Origin of the sequence: Huintestinicola butyrica (genome assembly GCF_025567215.1) — a bacterium.
Lineage (GTDB): Bacteria > Bacillota > Clostridia > Oscillospirales > Ruminococcaceae > Huintestinicola > Huintestinicola butyrica.
On sequence record NZ_JAOQKB010000016.1, the window covers coordinates 24,506 to 42,228 of the forward strand.

Consider the following 17,723-nt stretch of genomic DNA (forward strand, 5'->3'; position numbering starts at 1 on the left):
CTATCTTGATTTTCTTTTAGGCATTACCGCCTGTTCCTTTTTCTGTTCGGGAGCAGCTTCCATTACCTTGTCAACCGCCGCTTGCTTCATTTCTCTTTCACGGTCAAGAGAAACCTTTATTCTGTCGGCAGTTTCTTCAAGTGCAATGCCTATATCCTCCAGACCGTGAAGTTCACCGTTATTGCACCATTGCTCATAAACCTCATGAAGCGTATTTTTGCTTGACAGCAAGGCTTCATACTGCTGTTCGGTAAGCCTCGGTGTGTACTCCTGACAATAATTCGTGATTTCGTCCTTTGTCACAATTTCGTATGCAGACTCCACAATTACATCGGCAGATTCTTTCTTTATGTCAGTAATAAAGCTGTCGTACTCAGCCTTTACCTTATCATATAAAGCTACGCTGTAATTTTCGGTAATGTAATCGAAACGAAGCTCTGACAGCTTTTCGCCCGTAAGCTCCCCTATATTCTGTCCCATAATATATCTGACCTCATCACGGAACTGCTCCCAATCGGGCAGCTTCATCATTTCGCTTACCTTAACTGCCAGCTCTTTATCAGCAACAAATATTGCTGCACCATTACCGAGTGCTTCATTGAGGTTTGTAACATCATAACAGTAATTGAAACCCTCGCAGGCTCGCAAGGGAACGCCCATACTATGAAGCTCTCCAGCCACATTATCAGTAACAGACAAACTTGAAAAATCAGTAGGATAAAACGCTTCCGATTTGATATAGTCTATTGCCGTATTATATGAACACTTTTCAAAATTTACAGTCGCAAAAGCCTTTGCTGCCGTTTCGTGATAAACACTATTGCCGACGCTTTCAAGAAATGCGTCAACATACGGCTCGTTTCTCGTTGTATGTTCGGTATAATCTATTACACGGAACATATCGTCCATACTGAGCTTATCTTCCATATAAGCATTTGTCAGCTTGTTTATCGTTTCAGGCTTGTAACTGCTTTTTATAATCATCTCAGCATACGCAGGCTTAAAATCAGCCATTACTGACAGGGATACATCACTGTACCCCTGTGTAATAGCCTTGCGAAGCAGCTCTGGACGTATCATCTCCGAAAGCTGATCTATGCTCTCATCTCTGTTTCTCAAAAACATTTAAAACCTCCTCTTGATTTTTGACTCTGCATGATGTATAATAAGATAAAATAGACACTCGAAAGGAGTAGAAATCATATGTCACTTTATAACGATATTCTAAATGAAATTCAGGGATTTGAAGAATCCCACACACCTATATCAAATATTGCACATCAAAAGGATTTTACGATCATGGAATGCGAAAAGAGCGATGATCCTACTGACGAATATGAATGTTTTCATGCAGAGAAAACCGATGGTTCTCAAAAAATCGTGATTACAATAAGAACTCGTGATAAATATCGTTCCTTTGGGAATGATGATGAACCTTACCGTAACACGGTGATACTATATGATAACGGAAAGAAAATCGCCTCCGAGTCATACACTTATTTTGAATAATCCTATCCAAGCAGGACATTGATCGTCCTGCTTGTTTTATTATCGTTTCATTTTGTTATACACAGGCTTCGGAGCGTTATTCTGAGGAACAGGCGGAGTCTGCGGTTTAGGATTTATCTTGTCCGCCGTATATGCGGAAACAGGCATAGCAACCACCACACTTGCGGCTTGCACAGGCTCATTCTCTGTCGGAATATCCGATACGGGAATTGGCTCATCATCATTTTTGTCTGTACTGAGCTGTGCATTTACATATTCAAGCCGCTTTAGCTTTTCTGCAAGCTCATCCGCACGTCCGAAAGGCTTTGCGACATTCGCCTTTGCTTCTTCAAGGTCGCTTTTCGCCTTATCAAGATTAGCGGAAAGCTGCTGAATTTTCTGATTTATCTGAATGCCTGCAAGGTTTTCGATACGACGGACATTACCCACATTGTTTCCGAGTGAAACCTCGGAAGTGTATTTCAAATTACCCTGCAATACCGCAACACAAGGAGTACCGCTGTTGAAGAAATTACCGTTAGCAGGATTTTTCTCAATGGAAACATCAAAGCCGAAATACTTACCCAGCTTTACGCTCTCTCCTGTAGTTGAGCATTTTATGATTGCTTTTTCAATCTGCTCGCCTACATCGGCTCTTTCATCAAAAATCTTACCACCGATTTCCATTTTAAATTCGGCATTGTCAGGGTGCTGTTCCTGAAACGCCTTTAAATCTCCGCTTGCCTTCTGGAGCAAATCCGCATAATTGTCAATGGTCTGCGGCAGCTTACGTTCCGCAAGCTCCTGCATTGAAAACACCATTTTCTTATGCTCTGTTTCAAGATTTTTCAGATTTGCGACATCATTGTCAAGCTGAATTTTCTCCTTAATCATAGGGTTTCCCGAAGCGATTGCCTGCATTTGTGAATATGTAAGCACCATTTCGTCAACGTCCTCGGAAACACGCACAGGGTCTTTTGATGTCATAATCTGATTGATGAACTTTGCCTTGTTAGTGATAATGCCCATCATATATGCGTCAAAGGTTTCCTCTGTCAGATAGTGATAAATACCTACCTCGTCAAAGTTGTTGCCCTGTCGTATTCCTCGTCCGTCCTGCTGTGTAAGGTCGGCAGGCTTCCACGGAATATCCAAATGGTGAATAGCACAAATTTTGTCCTGAATGTTCGCACCTGTTCCCAGCTTTGAGGTCGAAGCGATGATAAAACGCTTTTCACCCTTTCGGAGCTGTTCAAACATTTCGGCTCTTGCCTTATCTGTCTGTGCGTCACCCGCAAAGCAGATTTCCTCTCTAGGAATGCCACGCTTCACAAGGTCAGCCTTGATTGCTTCATATACCGAGAAATGCTCCGAATCCTCGTTGATTGCAATGTCACAGAATACAATCTGCACGCCTTTCTGTTCCATAGTGTCACGGTAATTCTGTTCAAGGTTATCAAGCAGCTTCATAACCTTACTGTCGGGAGTAGGCTCTGCTTCTTTGAAAATACAGCGTGAATCAAGTCCCAAAAGCCTTGCTTCGTGCGTTATTTTCAGCATATTGTCAACCGACGGGTCAATGTTTCCGTTGTGAATAGCTTCGGAACGTGCCGCAAGCTCTTTCATATATGCCTTTTGTCTGTCATCGGGTTTTGCTGTAACAACAATCGGCTCTCCTGTTTTCAGCTTCGGCACAGGGAGTTTAATCATATCGGGGGTCTGAATATCCGCAAATTCCTTATACATCTGCATAAGTTCAGGGATATTAACAAACTTGCTGAAACGGTTCTTCATCTGAAAGCCGTTGCCCGCAGGCTTGATTTCAAGCTGTGATACTACCTCACCGAATGTACTCGCCCAATCGTCAAAGGTCTGCAAGCCTGCCTTTTTAAGCAGGTCGGGGCGGAGGTATCTCTGCATAACGTAAAACTCTACCATGGAATTGCTCACAGGAGTTCCGGTACTAAAAAGGATATTATTGCAGCCGTACTTGTCATTGAGATACTGCGTTTTCATAAGCATATCCTCTGATTTTTGCGCCGCTGTTGTCTGTACACCTGCCACGTTCGACATTTTTGTTGTAACAAAGCAGTTCTTGTAGTTATGAGCCTCATCACAGACAAGGTAATCAAATCCCAGCTTTTCAAAGCAAAGGGAGTTATCCTTTTTGGAGGACAACAGCTTTTCCAAACGTTCTTCAATCTGCCTTTTCTGACGTTCAAGAGCCTTTACGGAAACTCTGTCGGTGTCATCGACTTCCTCAAGAGCGTCCATAATTTCGTTCAGCTCACGTTCCATAAACTGCTTGCGGTACTGGTCTGACATCGGTATTCTTTCAAACTGCGTGAAAGACATAATTACTGCGTCATAATCACCTGTTACGCAGCGGGCGATAAATTTCTGTCGGTTGTCCTTTGTGAAATCTTCGGGACGGGCAACAAGCAGCTTTGCATTTGGATACAATCTCATCCATTCGCTTGCCATCTGCAAGGTAAGGTGCTTCGGAACTACAACACAGCCTTTGTTGATAAGTCCCAGCCTTTTCTTTTCCATTGTTGTTGCAATCATCTCGAACGACTTGCCTGCACCTACACAGTGAGCAAGAAGCGTATTGCCGCCCAACTTTCCACGCAGTACAGCGTTCTCCTGATGTGGTCGCAGCTTTATAGCAGGGTTCATACCGGGAAAGGTCTGGTGTGAACCGTCATACTCCCTGCCACGAATTGCATTGAAAAGCTCGTTGTATCTCTCAACATATTTCTCACGGCGGTCAATATCTTCCCATACCCAGCTTTTAAAGGCTTCCTTCATCTGTCTTGCCTTTTCTTTTGCAAGCTGGGTTTCCTTTGCATTGACCTCGTAATATACCTTTCCGTCAACCTCTTTTCTGTCACGGATAACCACATCACGCTGATTGAGCAGATTTTCAAAGATATGATAACTGCTCATACGGCTTGTGCCGTAGGTCTGATTTGCGGCAATGGAGTGGTCTTGATACTTACCCTCAATCTTGTATTCGCCCATTTTTGTACGGGTTACGGGGTGTCCGAACATACTTGTATCAGCCTTTGCATATTCTTTCAGAAATCTGTTGTAATCCTCAACATCAATCCAGTTCGCACCGATACGGACGGAAATTTCGCTTGCTTCAAGGTTCTTCGGGATAACCTTTTCAAGAGCAGCAACGTTCTTTTCAAAACCGCTGTCGATATGCTTTGCATATTCTCTTGCAATTTTCAGCTTTTCTCTGACATTGCCCGAAAGATATTCGGAAGCCTCCTCATATCCCGACAGCGGTTCATCATCCTTTATTGCGGCGGGATTTCTGAAAATGTCATTGCCTAAATCAGCAATCAGCTTTTCAGGCTCACAGCCTACAAGCTGTGACATATATGCAATATCCACTCTGCCCGTGCGGTCAAGGGATACCTGCAATGCCTCCTGCGAAGTATCAACCTTTGTTACAGTGACTTCGGGCTGAATAGTACGCTTTGAGAAAATCTCCGCTTTCTCTACCGTCTTTTTCTCTGTGTCCACGATTTCAAGTGCCGCAAGGGTATTGAAATCATCGTCCTGTCTGAAACAGCGTTCATTCACGCTGTCCGTTATATTTCCATAAGCCTTTCTGAATTTGTCATACACGGCATTAAGCTCAGTCTGGAGTGCTTTCAGTTCCTCATCGGAACAACCTGCCGCCTGTGCGTCGATTACTGCCATAGCAGCCTGACGTATTTTGTGCATACCCATCATTCTGTCAAGGGTCTTGCCCGTTTCGGCTACCCGCGTCATAATTTCGTTTTCACGGAAATACAGTTTTCCGTCAACAACGGTATGTGTGAAATTTCGTACCGACGGGTCGGCAGGAATAATGTCAGCTTCATCACGCTGTTTTTCTTCGGCTCTGACAGTTTCAATGCTGCCTTCGATTTTAGCAATAGCCGCTTTGAGCTGTTCCGAAAGAGGAATACTCTCATCGGCAACACAGGTTGTCACTCTGCTGTCATCGCCGTACTTGCCCTTCATTCGATCGTCCCAAGCCATAGTGCCAAGCACCATATCGGGGTTATCCACGAAATACTTATTACAAGGAATACCGTCAGCCGTTTCGCTCATATGAACCCAATCGGGAACCTCGACAGTCATTGTTTCACGCTTTTTAAGAAACAGAATATCCGTAGTAACTTCTGTTCCTGCGTTCTGCTTAAAAGCAGTATTCGGAAGTCTGACAGCTCCCAACAGGTCACAGCGTTCAGCAAGGTATCGTCTTGCCTTTTCGTTCAGCTTGTCCATAGTGAACTTGCTTGTTACAAGTGCAACTACACCACCCGGCTTCACCTTATCAACAGACTTTGCGGCAAAGTAATCGTGTATCTTGAAATTATGCTTATCATAGGCTTTATCGCTGACACGGTAATCTCCGAAAGGGATATTACCTACAACAACATCAAAGCTGTTGTTATTGAAGGAAGTCTGCTCAAAGCCTTTAATCTGGATACGCTCCTTTGGATAGAGCTGCTGTGCGATTCTGCCCGAAATGCTGTCCAGCTCCACACCGTAAAGGCGGGAATTATCACGCATATTTTCAGGCATTTTTGAGAAGAAATTGCCTACACCCATACTCGGTTCAAGGACATTGCCGCCCTCAAAGCCGAACTGCGAAAGTGCCTGATATACACCGTCGGTAACGACCGGAGGTGTGTAAAAGCTTGTGAGCGTTGAAGCTCTTGCCGCCTTGTATTCTTCGGGTGTGAGAAGTTCACGGAGCTGTTTCTGTTCGTTTTTCCAGCCGCTTGGTGCAGCTTCGCCTAAATTACCGCCTAAACTTTCGGCGGCTCTGTCTGTTGTAAATGCCTGCGGAATACCGCCCCATCCTGCATACTTTGCCATAACCGACTGTTCTTCGGGAGTTGCATAGCGATTCTCGGCTTCTATTTTCTGCAATACCTGTATTGCTTCAACATTCGCCTTGAACTTTGATTTTGCACCGCCTGTCACAACATCATTGGCGTTAAAATGGTAGGTGTAAGGGACGCCACTTTTCGGCTCGTTCTTTGTAACTGTTATCTTTTCGGGAGCATTTACTGTCGGAGTTTCTGTCTGCTCTTCCTGCTTCGGATTTTCAGCTTTTTGCAAAGGTGCAGAAAAAGCCTCATTTTTCAGCTTTGCAAGCTCGGCAGGAACATCAATCTCCGTATTTCTGTCTGCAATTTCGATAAATCTATCGTAATCGGAAATTTCGGTAAGAGCATAGGTTGAAGTCTGCAATAGTGCGGCGGCAGCTTCGTCCAGCTCCATTGCTTCTTCCATTTCCCATTCACCGCCGTCAATAGGAGTAAGGTCAGGAGCATAAATTGTGTATTCTACACCGCCCTCGGTCTGCTGAACCTCGATATATGTTTCATCACGATTATCCATAAATACAGCACGTTCCTTTGCAGGCTCGTCTGTAATCTCTACGGGAATACCCTCTGCTTCCGCTTTTGCAATGATTTTTTGAAGTGGTGATTGCCTCGGTTCTTCGTCGGGAGAAACCCCGTATTCCTCAAGAACCTTTTTAGCCTGTTCAATCATCGCCCTGTTGTAATCATCATCGGGAGTCTTGTACTTTAAAGTCCGCTTTGCGTCCTTGATACGCTCGTCAATGTCCTTTTGTGTGACATATCGTCCCTCTGCAATAAGTCTGTCGATACGCTGTGAAACCTCGTTCCATTTCAGAAACGTTTCACAATCGGGAGTTGACATCGAACCTTTCTTGTAGCTTATACCCTTTGCGTCGTGCCATTCGTTGAAGCCTGACCGTCCCTGTCCGCCTGTGCCGTATTCGTTTTTCAGAAAAGCAATCTTCTCTTTTTCGGTACGCTCTCCCTTGAAAAATTTTTCAATACGGAACTTACCGTACTGCACACCGCTTCCGCCTGTCAAAAGCTTGTCCTTTTCGTCCTCTGTCACAAAGAATTTAGGCTCATAGCTGAAATCTGATTTTGTGATAAAATCACGCTTCGGAAGCTGTAAATCTTTCAGACGAGAAAGCAGCTCTTTCGGCTTATGGAAATGGAAACGCAGAACATTTCTATCCTGTTCGTACTGACGGATTAAATCATCAAGTCCGTCAATATATTTCTGCAAGGTTGCGGAATCGGTAAGACTTGCCTTAATTCTTTCTGTGCTGTCGGGAAAACCGCCCTTGAACATTTCATCGGGAATGAAATATTCTACCTCGCAATCCTGATGAAGATACCACAGCTTGCCTGCAATATCCTTCATATCGTTGTCAATCGCACGGTCAATAATGTCCTGTGAACAATATTCGCCGTTTTCAAGCATTTCACTGATACGCTCGGCGGCTTCGCTCCATTCAAGATGTGCGTTTTTGCCTTCGGGAAATGCAGTATTGCTTATAGCCACCGTAATTCCCGTGTTGTCCGTCCAGCTTGACACAAGTGCGGCACTGCTGAAATCGGGAAATGCATACTTGTATCCTCTGCCATCCTCGCCAAATTCCTTACGGAGAAATTCGGCATTTTCAGCTACGCTCTTGCCTTTCTGGAACTGTGCTACAATTCTTTCAAGGCTTCTCGGCTCGGCACTTCCTCCACGCAGGACGTGATTTATCATATCCGTTGTGGGAGCAGTATGGGATACTGCAATATTCACAGGCTTTGTTCTTGTTTTCTTTTCTGTCTGCTCTATGGGAACAGGCTCTCCGAAAAATGTGAGCTGTTCGCCCTGTGTGTAAAAGGGTTCAGGTTCAGCAAAAACAGGCTCGGAAATTTCAAGTGCCTTTTCGGGAACAAACTCAAAGCCTGCCTTTGTAATAGTTTCCTGCCACTTGCTTTCGGGAGAATTATATATATTCTTCTCACCGCTGTCATTTACAAGAGAAATGGAATATGTAGTCGCTGATTTTACCGTCCACAGCTCTCCGTCAAGTTTAACGGTATCACCCTCCGCCAAATCATCGGCGTAATAGCCATTGACATCGTGAGTAACAGGAGAACGGAATATCTCAAACTGCTCCAAATCGTAGTTCTGAATATCCGTCAGCTTATGAGGTTTACCGCCGATTTCGATATATGGAATATTCTCATCGGTACGCTTTACGGGAGCAACGGAGCTTTTTTCACCTTGCACAACCTCTGCAAATATCTGTCCGTCCTGTTCGGAAAAACTGCGGATATGCAGGTCATTGCTCGGCTTTACATCTTCAACTGCAAGCTTCGGCTTTTCATCAAGATATTTGCCCTTGTCGATAAGGTCGGCGGTAAAGCTCTGCACCAAATCCCAACTTAACTTTGACTCCTTTGTACGGGAAAGATAACTGCCCTCCCAAACGGTAAGACCGTCAGCTTCTGCCTTGTAGCCTGCACGAACATCATTTACATCAAGCTCTGTATATTCTTCCATACGGAAAACTGATTTAATAAACTCACAGCGTTTATCGTAATCCTCGTTTTCCTTGAAGAACTCTGCAATTTCATCACGCTTGACCTTGAAAAATCTGTCGTGCTTCATAATGCCGTTTATGATATTTTGGTCAAGAAGCGGCGGCAGCTCTGTTGTTTCCACAACCTCGTTATTTACGATAACGGGTTCTTCCTCTGACACAGGTTCGGGAACATACTCACGACTCTGCATTGCCGCTTTGATAATGTTTCTGATTTCCTCCGCATGCGTATCGGAAAATCTGTCGGAATGGAATCTGTCAAAGAACTGCACAGGGTCAAACGCCGTGTCTGCGTAGTCCATAAAGACCATACCAGCCGTTTCGTAGCTGTCAAGGCGGCGGTTGAAGTCAGCATGAAGAAATCTGTCAATGAGACTTTGGACTACTACATTCTGAGCCTGAACACGATTTCCTCCATTATCCTGTGTTCTATCGTCAGCACTCTTGTTTTCTCCCAAACCTGTATCTCGCTGAACGCTGTCGGACGGGGATTCTGCTGTCGGTACTGTTCGTCCATCTCCTGAAAGCGTTTCTCCGCTTCTCTGTCGATTTCCCTCGGAATTATGCTCCAACGACCCTCCATTATGAATATCTGAACCTCTGTGGGATACTCCGTTTTCACCCACTCCTGCCACATTCTGCCCCATCTGCCTATCGGCTTTTTCAGAAGTGCCTGTTCTCTGGGGTTCTGCGTGTACTGGATTTCGGGAAGATACTGTCCTGTCGGGCTTAATCTGTATGTCATTGCTTCGTTCTCTCCTTTGTTTAAGAATATTTACAATTTCTCGCTCCATTTCCAATAGAGCGTCCTTTGCCGACTGATTTACAATATTGCAGAAACGGATAAGGTCACGGCTGTCTTTAAACATATCTGCGGCATTAAGGTTAATACCGCCCGATATTTTCATATCGCTGTCAAGCTCACAGCGGTTTGCGATTACAAATCGTACCGCTGAAACAATCGACTGCTGATATGCTGTTATATCCTTTTCTGACAGCTTCATCTGCCCTACCGCATACTGCATATCGGGCAGACGGCTTTTGATATTGTCCACAGCAACAGCCGCAATAGTTTCCTGAATGTTCTTGCAATCCTTTCCGTACTTTTCATTTATAACGGCGGTAAGGTCGGCGGATAAATCCTCCGTCAGCTTCCAAAGCTCAGGAACACGCTTGCCGTTTGTTTGTGAAACATCGAAAAGGTGCTTGCACTTGCTGTCCTCACCGAACACAGCAATACTGTGTTCGCCCTTGTTTACAAGCCTGCCCAGCTTGTTCCAAGTTTCAAGAGTTGCCACCTTTGTGGCACTGGGATTCTGCTGATATATGAGAACTGCGTCGGAAAAACTCTGCTTATACATCTTTGCGGAAAACCGCAGAAAATGTGCAAGCTCTTGTTTGTCCCGAAGCAGTTTTGTTGTTATTTCCGTCCAGTTTTCACGAACGGTTTGTAGTCTTGACAATAAATATCGCTCCTTCCGTTGGAAAATATTGAATTTTTAGAGAAGTCGTGCTATAATATAGTAAAATGTTTGCTTTGGAAAGACTACCCCAACGGTCCTTGGAAGAACCACATAAACCCACGTGAACTTTTAAAGGGGGGATGCCATATGATTATTAACGGCATTAAAGCACTTGTAAACTCCATTAAATTCACCGGAATTACCATCAACATAGGATTTATAGGTCTAAATTTCGCTGGGGGTTCTTCCAAAGCAAATATTTTTTAAACTAAAGGGGATGTAATAATTGACAACTAATAATCAAATGGGTACATGTGCATTATGCGGAAAAGAAAACATCCAGTTAATGCAAAGTCACCTTATTCCTAAAGCTGTATATAAAAGAATCAAAACATTTAAAAACTCTCGTTTTCGAGAAATGGACGATATACAAAAAATATATCAAGATGGCGAAAAAAAGCCAATGCTTTGTCATGACTGCGAAGAATTTTTTAGTAAATATGAAAGAGATTTTTGCAATACCTTTTTAGATAAGTATACAGCCGACAAATTAATTCCTTCCACAATTACGCAAAATATCAACTTTTATTTACTTACCGTATCGTGGAGAATTCTATATGATGATCTATACGTGTATGATTCTTTTAAAGAACGATCTGAAAGAACGGCATTTGAAAGATTAGAATATAAAATAAGACGATATTTAAATTCAACTCACTCCCCTCAACAACAGGAACTAATAGATCAACAACTTATTACAAATTACGCCAATGGTGAACCACAATCTTTTGGCGAAGCGATTGCATTTATTGAAAATATTCAAAAGCTTCAATTGCCTGAAGATATTTCAGAAATTAAAAATTACATCTTTTCACTTTGTGAATTAGGTTACACTGCTCCCCAAATAGAATTGCTCTCACATTGTGTTACAGGTTATTCATTTTCGACTACCACAAAACAGCATTATTGTGTTATAACCTCATATCTCGGCTGGATTTTTTTAACTGTTTATCAACCTAAACGTTATATTCAGATTAGCCTTGACACCACTCCATACGATAAAAGCATAACAGATATTGTTAAAGAAGAAACAAACTATATTATTCAAAACATTGTGCAAAAAAGCATTACTGTTCAAAAACAACTTGACGAAACAGGCTTAAGGGAAAAAATAAAGAAAAGATATTCAAGCCAGTAATATCCATTTTTCGCCACCCACAAATCCCCTACCATTTCAGAAGATGTTGCCTGTGTTGCATTTATATTCTGTTAACATATAGAACTGCATCAGGAAAACTTTGCTTATAACTCTATATGGAAAAACGTAGAGAATGTTCATGCAACAGCTTATATCAAAGAAACTTGTCCAACCAGTTGACACAGATAAGTTCAAATTTTAACATAAAAATTTCGTTTCTTTAGAAAATGATTTTAAAACACCATATCCCTATTATATTTAAAATAAAGTATAATAAATTAAGATTTACGAATGGAGCGTTATTATGAACAATGACACAATGCAGCCAAACGGTTGGTTCCATTTTCATAAAGGACACTATTTGGAAGATAATGTTTCAAAAAGCCTAAATAGGATTACAAATGATGGATATTCAAAAATCCAATGTAAAGATGAAAATGCAATGGACTATCTCTATACAGATGCTTGGATATTTCTACATGGTTCATGCCACTTGTTTGCTTTGGCTTTACATAAAGAATTTGGATATGAAGTGTATGAAATAAGAGATTATGATGATTATATGCGACATGTATTTTGCAAAGCAACATATAGAGGTCAAGATGTCTATATTGATGTTAGAGGTGTAACCACGGACTTTAGTGAATGTATGTCTGACTTTCAAAATATGTTTTATAATTCATTCTATTATGGAGTTTATCGTATTGTTGCTCGCAATCTTGAAGAAGATATGAAGTTGGGTGATGAGGGTGATATGACAGGATACTTATTTGCCCAATCAATTATAAAGAAATATCGTAACTTTTATGATACTTCATTATAACTACTCTAACTCAAAATGATTTTACTGCGGAAACCCAAAAGCTAAACTGGCAGTGGGCTTCCGCATTTTAATTTATGCACCACGCTTTTTCTTACCGTCCACAAACTCCTCCATCTTGAGGTTCACATACTTGCCCGTATCTTCAAGAGAAAATACCGCACTGTACTTATTTCCCTTTGATGATGTGCAATTCTTCAGCGTAACTTTGCCCTTTGAAAGCAGTTCCGCAATCTCGTCAGCCCTGTAGCTTCTGCCGATACGCTTGTCCTGCTTATAAATGAAGAATCCACACTTGTCACGCCCTGCGGAGCAACTAAAAGCCTTGCTATTTTCTATAACAGGACTTCCACAGCGAGGACAGGTGCCCACGCTTACCTTTCGTGTAACCTTGACACGATTGCCTCTGCTCTTTTCAAAAGCAATAATTTCCGAAACGCTGTTCTTGATTTCATCAAGCAGCATATCCGCATTGCCGTTTCCGTTTTCAATATCGGAAAGCACCTGTTCCCAATGTGCGGTCAGCTCTGCCGATTTTACATTATCGGGAACAGAAGAAGCAAACGCTCTGCCGTAATCTGTTGAAACAAGCTGTTTCTTCTTACGCTCGATATATCCTGCGGCAATAAGTTCTTCGATAATGGAAGCTCTTGTTGCTGGTGTGCCGAGTCCACGTTCCTTGACAAAGCCTTTCAGCTCCTTATCGTCAATCAGACGGTCAATGTTTTCCATAACCGCAAGAAGTGTACTTTCTGTAAAATGCTTCGGCGGCTTTGTTTCGCCCTGCTTTACCTCAATGTTATCTGCGGTAAAGGTTGCGTTTTCGGAATAGAGTACCGACAACACTTTGTCTGTATCCTCATCAAGCTCCGCAGGCTCGGACAGCTTGTACTGCTTCCAACCCCATTCAATCGGAGTTTTAACCGTCAGCTTGAAAATCTCATCCTCAACAAGAAATTCGTACTTTGTTTCGGAGTAGATATACGGCTTGTCAACGGCACAAAGGAAACGGTTGATTACCAGCTTTACAATACGCTGTTCGTTATCGTCCAGCTTCTCATCGTCAAGCCTGCCGATGAGGTTTGTTGGAATAATAGCGTGGTGATCCGAAATCTTGCTGTTGTCGATGATACGCTTATCAATTATAAGTCCCTGCTCCTGTAAACGCTGAACACGCTCACCGTCATATCCCGCAAGGCACTTTACGATACTCTCAACAAGCGGTATCATATCATCCGAAAGATAACTGCTGTCTGTACGAGGATATGTAAGGAGCTTCTTTTCATAAAGGCTCTGTGCCGACTTTAACGTATCGGCAGCGGTCATACCATACACATCGTTTGCCTCCTGCTGCAAGGAGGTCAGGCTGTGAAGCAAAGGACGGTTTTCCTTTTTCTGCTCTGTCTTTGAGGAAGATACAACAGCAATCTTACCGCTGCATTTTGCTCTCACCGCTTCTGCCTGTTCTGCGGTATCAAAAACATTTTCACATTCAGCGCCGTTTTCAAGGACTACCTTGTAAAACGGTCTTTTTGTAAATGCCGCAATCGCTTCATCACGGTTTACGACAATGTTAAGGACAGGTGTCTTAACTCTGCCAACCTTGTGGCTGTCATCATTTACAATACTGTAAAGACGTGAAAGGCTCATACCGAGTATCCAGTCAGCCTTTGCTCTTGTGAAGCCTGCCGCAAAAAGATTGTCCTTTTCCTTACCGTCAAGCAGGTTCTTCATACCCTGCTTGATACTTTCGTCGGTAAGTGAGGAAATCCAAAAGCGTTTTGTCGGCTTCTTACAGCCAAAGTAGTTGTATATGTAACGGAAGATACATTCGCCCTCACGTCCTGCGTCGCAAGCGTTAATAATCTCCGTCACATCGTCACGGCAGATGAGCTTTTTAAGCAGCTTAATCTGACCGCTGTAACCCTTAAGCGGAAACAGCTTGAACTCCTGCGGAATGAGAGGAAGTGTTTCAAGCTCCCACTTTCCCCAACCATAATCTTCCGGCATTCCGATACCGAATAGGTGTCCGAGAGCGTTGGTTACAATGTAGCCATTGCCCTGCCAGTAGAATGTATCTCCTTCGGAAATCTTTTCCGTTGCACCTATGCAATAGGCAATGGAAGCGGAAACCGAGGGCTTTTCTGAAATGATAAGTCTGAACATATCAGCATACCTCCATAAAAACATTAAGTGTTGGAACAAAAATGCTATTTTTCAGCATTTCTGTCATCTGCGAATACAAAATCTCTGTAAACTTGTAACAAGAGAACTTCTCAATATAGTCAGTTTCAGTACGATATAGCGTAAGCATATCATTGCAATCTGTCATAACAAAATACAATAGCTTTACCTTACCACTTGTAAAATCATATACAATGTCATACCCACGAGCCGTGTATGCTCCCACAGACTTATCCGAAGAATACCCATCCGTTACAAATGAAGCAAGCTGTACAGCTTCGGTATAAAGCATATCGCTGTTTTTTATATACATTGGAAGAATCTCCTCTGTATACTCATCAGCCATAACAGCAAAACGTGGAATATTACCGACCGTAAGATTAGTATTAGGAATTTCACTCATAGCGTCAAATGTCCTGTCTACAAGCTTTTCAATTTTCTCTACACATACATCTCTGTCAAAACAAGTCTGTTCCATATAGAAACGAAACATTGCTTCTCTGATACTGTCGCATACATTTTCAAATCTAATCATCTTCATGCTTGATTTTCCTCTCAACATTTAAAATAGAAGTTTATGTTTCATCATTGAGGATGGATTTCTCCCTTTTTATACCCTCTGACTCTGAAATAATTTCTTTTTTCTGCTGTAGAATAGCACTGAAATCGCCAAGCCGCACTGCTTCACGAAGCAAATCTATATCGTAACCGTTTTTGTTAATCATCACGCATAGAGAATTCATTTTTACTTCATCCAATTTTGACATAAGTTCTGCTTCTTTGTTCTCATAGATCTTGAGCATATTTTTATGATACTCAATAAGTTCTTTTGTCTTTTTTACATTCGCACGGCAGCGTTCCAGTTCCTGTGTGAATTTCTTTTCCTTATCCGCCAATCATTTTCGCCCCTTTCTTATATGGGTAACTATGTACGCCACTGTAATACCACCAAGAATAATTCCGTCAGTAACGCTGAACCGAAAAACAAGGTTTGTATCCTGCGCCGTATCACCGGCAAGGTCATTGATACCCGTAATTAAGCCTACTGCAATTATTGCTCCGAACATAATGAGGATAATTATAAAAACAATATCTTTCTTAGGCTTGCTCTCCTGTGGCTCATTTTCCTCTGCTTCATGCTGCGTCTGTTTCATCTTTTTGAAATAGTCAAACATATTGCATCACACTCCATTTATAGCTTCAATCTGTGCAAGGTAAATTTCAAAAATTTCTCGTTCCTCATCATCAAATCCTGCTTTCTGCATTACCGTTTCGATATCATAGTTGTATACGCCGCCGTACATATAACAGTGGTTAGAATTATTACAATACACCGTTGATACTGTCAGATAGAACTCATCCCAATCAATCTGTACATAAGCGTCCGTACTTATTGTGTAGGTTATAGACCACATCCCACCCGATACATCTGCATACCCTGAACCCGAAATGGTTCCACCCTCCAACATATATATTTCAAGATAAGTATACATACTTGAAGCATGTTCATAAGTCGGTCCATGCATTGTAACTTCATAATAATTGTAATAAGAATTATAACTTATTCCAGATATTTCAAAACTATTGGCTGAAAGACTAAGCAAGCAGTTTTCATCAAGAGAGCAATCCCAATTAGGACAATAATCGTACCCATAGTAATATGTAAAGCTATAGAACATTTCTACAGCTTCCCTTATTTCTTCAACGGTAAAATAAAAATCATCCGTACCGCCCTCCAATACTTTTTGATATTTCTGCGTTGCAAGAACTGCTAGAACAGCATTGTAGTCATATAACTGCAACTTGCTATTTGCGAATTGATTTAAGCCCTGTATCTGCGTACCATCATAACGGTATTCGGGAGCTAAACTATTTACAACAGCATCAATTTCTGCCTGAATATCAGTTTCGCATTGCTGTATCTGTGAAATATATGTCCCTATGTTATTCTTAATCGTTTCATCCGAGGTATCACCATCGGGACACATCCAAGCAAACAAGCTACTGACAGCAGAACATATTACTGTAATAATCCCATTTATCAGCAAGACCACGAGTAAAACAAGCAACGCTACCAGCATAAGTATCCAGAACACTTTTGATGTCAGAACCTTTTTTACTGTAGCCGCTGTCTTTTTTGCAGCTTCTTTAACTCGTTTCACATTGTTCTTGGCTTCCTGTGCTTTTGCACGGGCATTCTTAGGGAGGTTTTTAACCGCATAGCCTGCCTTTGCGGTTGTTCGAGCGGTATTAACAACAGCCTTTCTTGCATTATCGACATAACGCAAATCGGTAAGACCTTGCTTGATAGCCTCGCTTCCCGTATCGGTAATCTTTGACTTATCAATCTTGGTTTTCAAAAGCTGCTGTCCGGTATCCTTTGCGATATTAGCTACGCTCCCTTTGACAGATGTTGCTATTCGTGAAATATCCTTTCTTGAACCCAGCTTCACACCGCCGTTTTTAACCATCGTCTTTATACTGCCAATACCGTTTGAGGTGCTTTTTACGGCTGTCCGTATCATACCTCCAGCCTTTGAAACGGCACTGCCTGCGCTTTGAACTATCTGTACCATTTCAATAGCTTCAGAGCCTTCGCTGTCAAGCTTTGCAAAGGTATATTTCTTGTTTTTCAAACCTCGCTGTTTTAATCCGAGAGCACGGGATTTCACCTTCTTCTGCCACAGCTTATTGGCTTTAGCAATCTTTTCATCAAGATTTTCAGAAGCCTTAAAGATTTCTTTCACATCATCGGAATAGGTGAGTGTAGAGGTTTTTATGAAATCTGTACTACGCCGAGTTTTTATAAAGCTGTTGTCAACCGCTGTCTGAACAGACGGGGCAGAAACCTGCCCGCCTGTCTGTATCAGACTTGGCTGTGAACTCATTTCCAGCTTCACAGAGGAATTATGAGTAACCTCACAAGCAACAGAACGATGTTCAGGTCTGCGGTAATGCTGTGCTGTCAGCTCCAACTGCATTTCACGGAGTATAGCTTTCTTGTGGTCGGCAGATACAACTGCCGATTTTAACTGCTCCGCATAATTATGAACCACTTTATTCTGTGAATGTATTACAGGTTCGGAACTCTGAATGTTTGTCTTGATTTCCGACATTTCATCGCCC

At 42.3% G+C, this 17,723-nt stretch carries 10 protein-coding genes; 3 read left to right on the forward strand and 7 right to left on the reverse strand.

The genetic code is table 11. The features are described from left to right. A complete protein-coding gene (locus OCV68_RS13255; RefSeq protein WP_262573350.1) occupies nucleotides 1–1,119 on the reverse strand; it encodes a DUF3848 domain-containing protein in 1,119 nt (372 codons plus the stop codon). Between the two features lie 84 nt (nucleotides 1,120–1,203). Between OCV68_RS13255 and OCV68_RS13260 the strand changes: the two genes are divergently transcribed. Further along, a complete protein-coding gene (locus tag OCV68_RS13260) occupies nucleotides 1,204–1,509 on the forward strand; it encodes a hypothetical protein (protein ID WP_177523400.1) in 306 nt (101 codons plus the stop codon). A 39-nt stretch (nucleotides 1,510–1,548) separates the two neighbouring features. Here OCV68_RS13260 and OCV68_RS13265 read toward each other — a convergent pair whose 3' ends face one another. Next, nucleotides 1,549–10,395 (reverse strand): Eco57I restriction-modification methylase domain-containing protein, encoded by an 8,847-nt coding sequence (locus OCV68_RS13265; RefSeq protein WP_262573355.1) that lies wholly within the window; start codon nucleotides 10,393–10,395, stop codon nucleotides 1,549–1,551. A 286-nt stretch (nucleotides 10,396–10,681) separates the two neighbouring features. On the opposite strand from OCV68_RS13265, the gene OCV68_RS13270 reads away from it, so the two are divergent. Both OCV68_RS13270 and OCV68_RS13275 read left to right on the forward strand, forming a co-directional pair. Beyond that, nucleotides 10,682–11,593 (forward strand): hypothetical protein, encoded by a 912-nt coding sequence (locus OCV68_RS13270; RefSeq protein ID WP_177523398.1) that lies wholly within the window; start codon nucleotides 10,682–10,684, stop codon nucleotides 11,591–11,593. Nucleotides 11,594–11,897: 304 nt separating this feature from the next. Beyond that, nucleotides 11,898–12,416, forward strand: a complete 519-nt coding sequence (locus OCV68_RS13275; RefSeq protein ID WP_177523397.1) for a hypothetical protein — start codon at nucleotides 11,898–11,900, stop codon at nucleotides 12,414–12,416. Between the two features lie 72 nt (nucleotides 12,417–12,488). Here OCV68_RS13275 and OCV68_RS13280 read toward each other — a convergent pair whose 3' ends face one another. The 5 genes from OCV68_RS13280 to OCV68_RS13300 are packed head-to-tail and all read right to left on the reverse strand — an operon-like array spanning nucleotide 12,489 to nucleotide 17,713. Next, nucleotides 12,489–14,579, reverse strand: a complete 2,091-nt coding sequence (locus OCV68_RS13280) for a DNA topoisomerase (RefSeq protein WP_177523396.1) — start codon at nucleotides 14,577–14,579, stop codon at nucleotides 12,489–12,491. Between the two features lies 1 nt (nucleotide 14,580). Then, nucleotides 14,581–15,138: a hypothetical protein gene (locus OCV68_RS13285; RefSeq protein ID WP_177523395.1), complete on the reverse strand. Its 558-nt coding sequence runs from the start codon at nucleotides 15,136–15,138 to the stop codon at nucleotides 14,581–14,583. 34 nt (nucleotides 15,139–15,172) lie between these two features. Continuing rightward, entirely contained in the window at nucleotides 15,173–15,493 is a 321-nt protein-coding gene (locus tag OCV68_RS13290) for a hypothetical protein (protein WP_177523394.1), read from the reverse strand. Then, the gene (locus OCV68_RS13295) at nucleotides 15,494–15,772 is read right to left on the reverse strand and encodes a hypothetical protein (protein ID WP_177523393.1); all 279 of its coding nucleotides are present in this window, start codon (nucleotides 15,770–15,772) and stop codon (nucleotides 15,494–15,496) included. It abuts the gene before it with no gap. A 6-nt stretch (nucleotides 15,773–15,778) separates the two neighbouring features. Continuing rightward, nucleotides 15,779–17,713: a hypothetical protein gene (locus tag OCV68_RS13300; protein WP_262573361.1), complete on the reverse strand. Its 1,935-nt coding sequence runs from the start codon at nucleotides 17,711–17,713 to the stop codon at nucleotides 15,779–15,781. Nucleotides 17,714–17,723: the final 10 nt, after the last annotated feature.

Bases quoted from the DNA above. Each gene is read 5' to 3' on its own strand.
- OCV68_RS13280 (WP_177523396.1), bottom strand. From the start codon at position 14,579: ATGTTCAGACTTATCATTTCAGAAAAGCCCTCGGTTTCCGCTTCCATT.
- OCV68_RS13300 (WP_262573361.1), bottom strand. From the start codon at position 17,713: ATGTCGGAAATCAAGACAAACATTCAGAGTTCCGAACCTGTAATACAT.
- OCV68_RS13285 (WP_177523395.1), bottom strand. From the start codon at position 15,138: ATGAAGATGATTAGATTTGAAAATGTATGCGACAGTATCAGAGAAGCA.
- OCV68_RS13260 (WP_177523400.1), top strand. From the start codon at position 1,204: ATGTCACTTTATAACGATATTCTAAATGAAATTCAGGGATTTGAAGAA.
- OCV68_RS13295 (WP_177523393.1), bottom strand. From the start codon at position 15,772: ATGTTTGACTATTTCAAAAAGATGAAACAGACGCAGCATGAAGCAGAG.
- OCV68_RS13275 (WP_177523397.1), top strand. From the start codon at position 11,898: ATGAACAATGACACAATGCAGCCAAACGGTTGGTTCCATTTTCATAAA.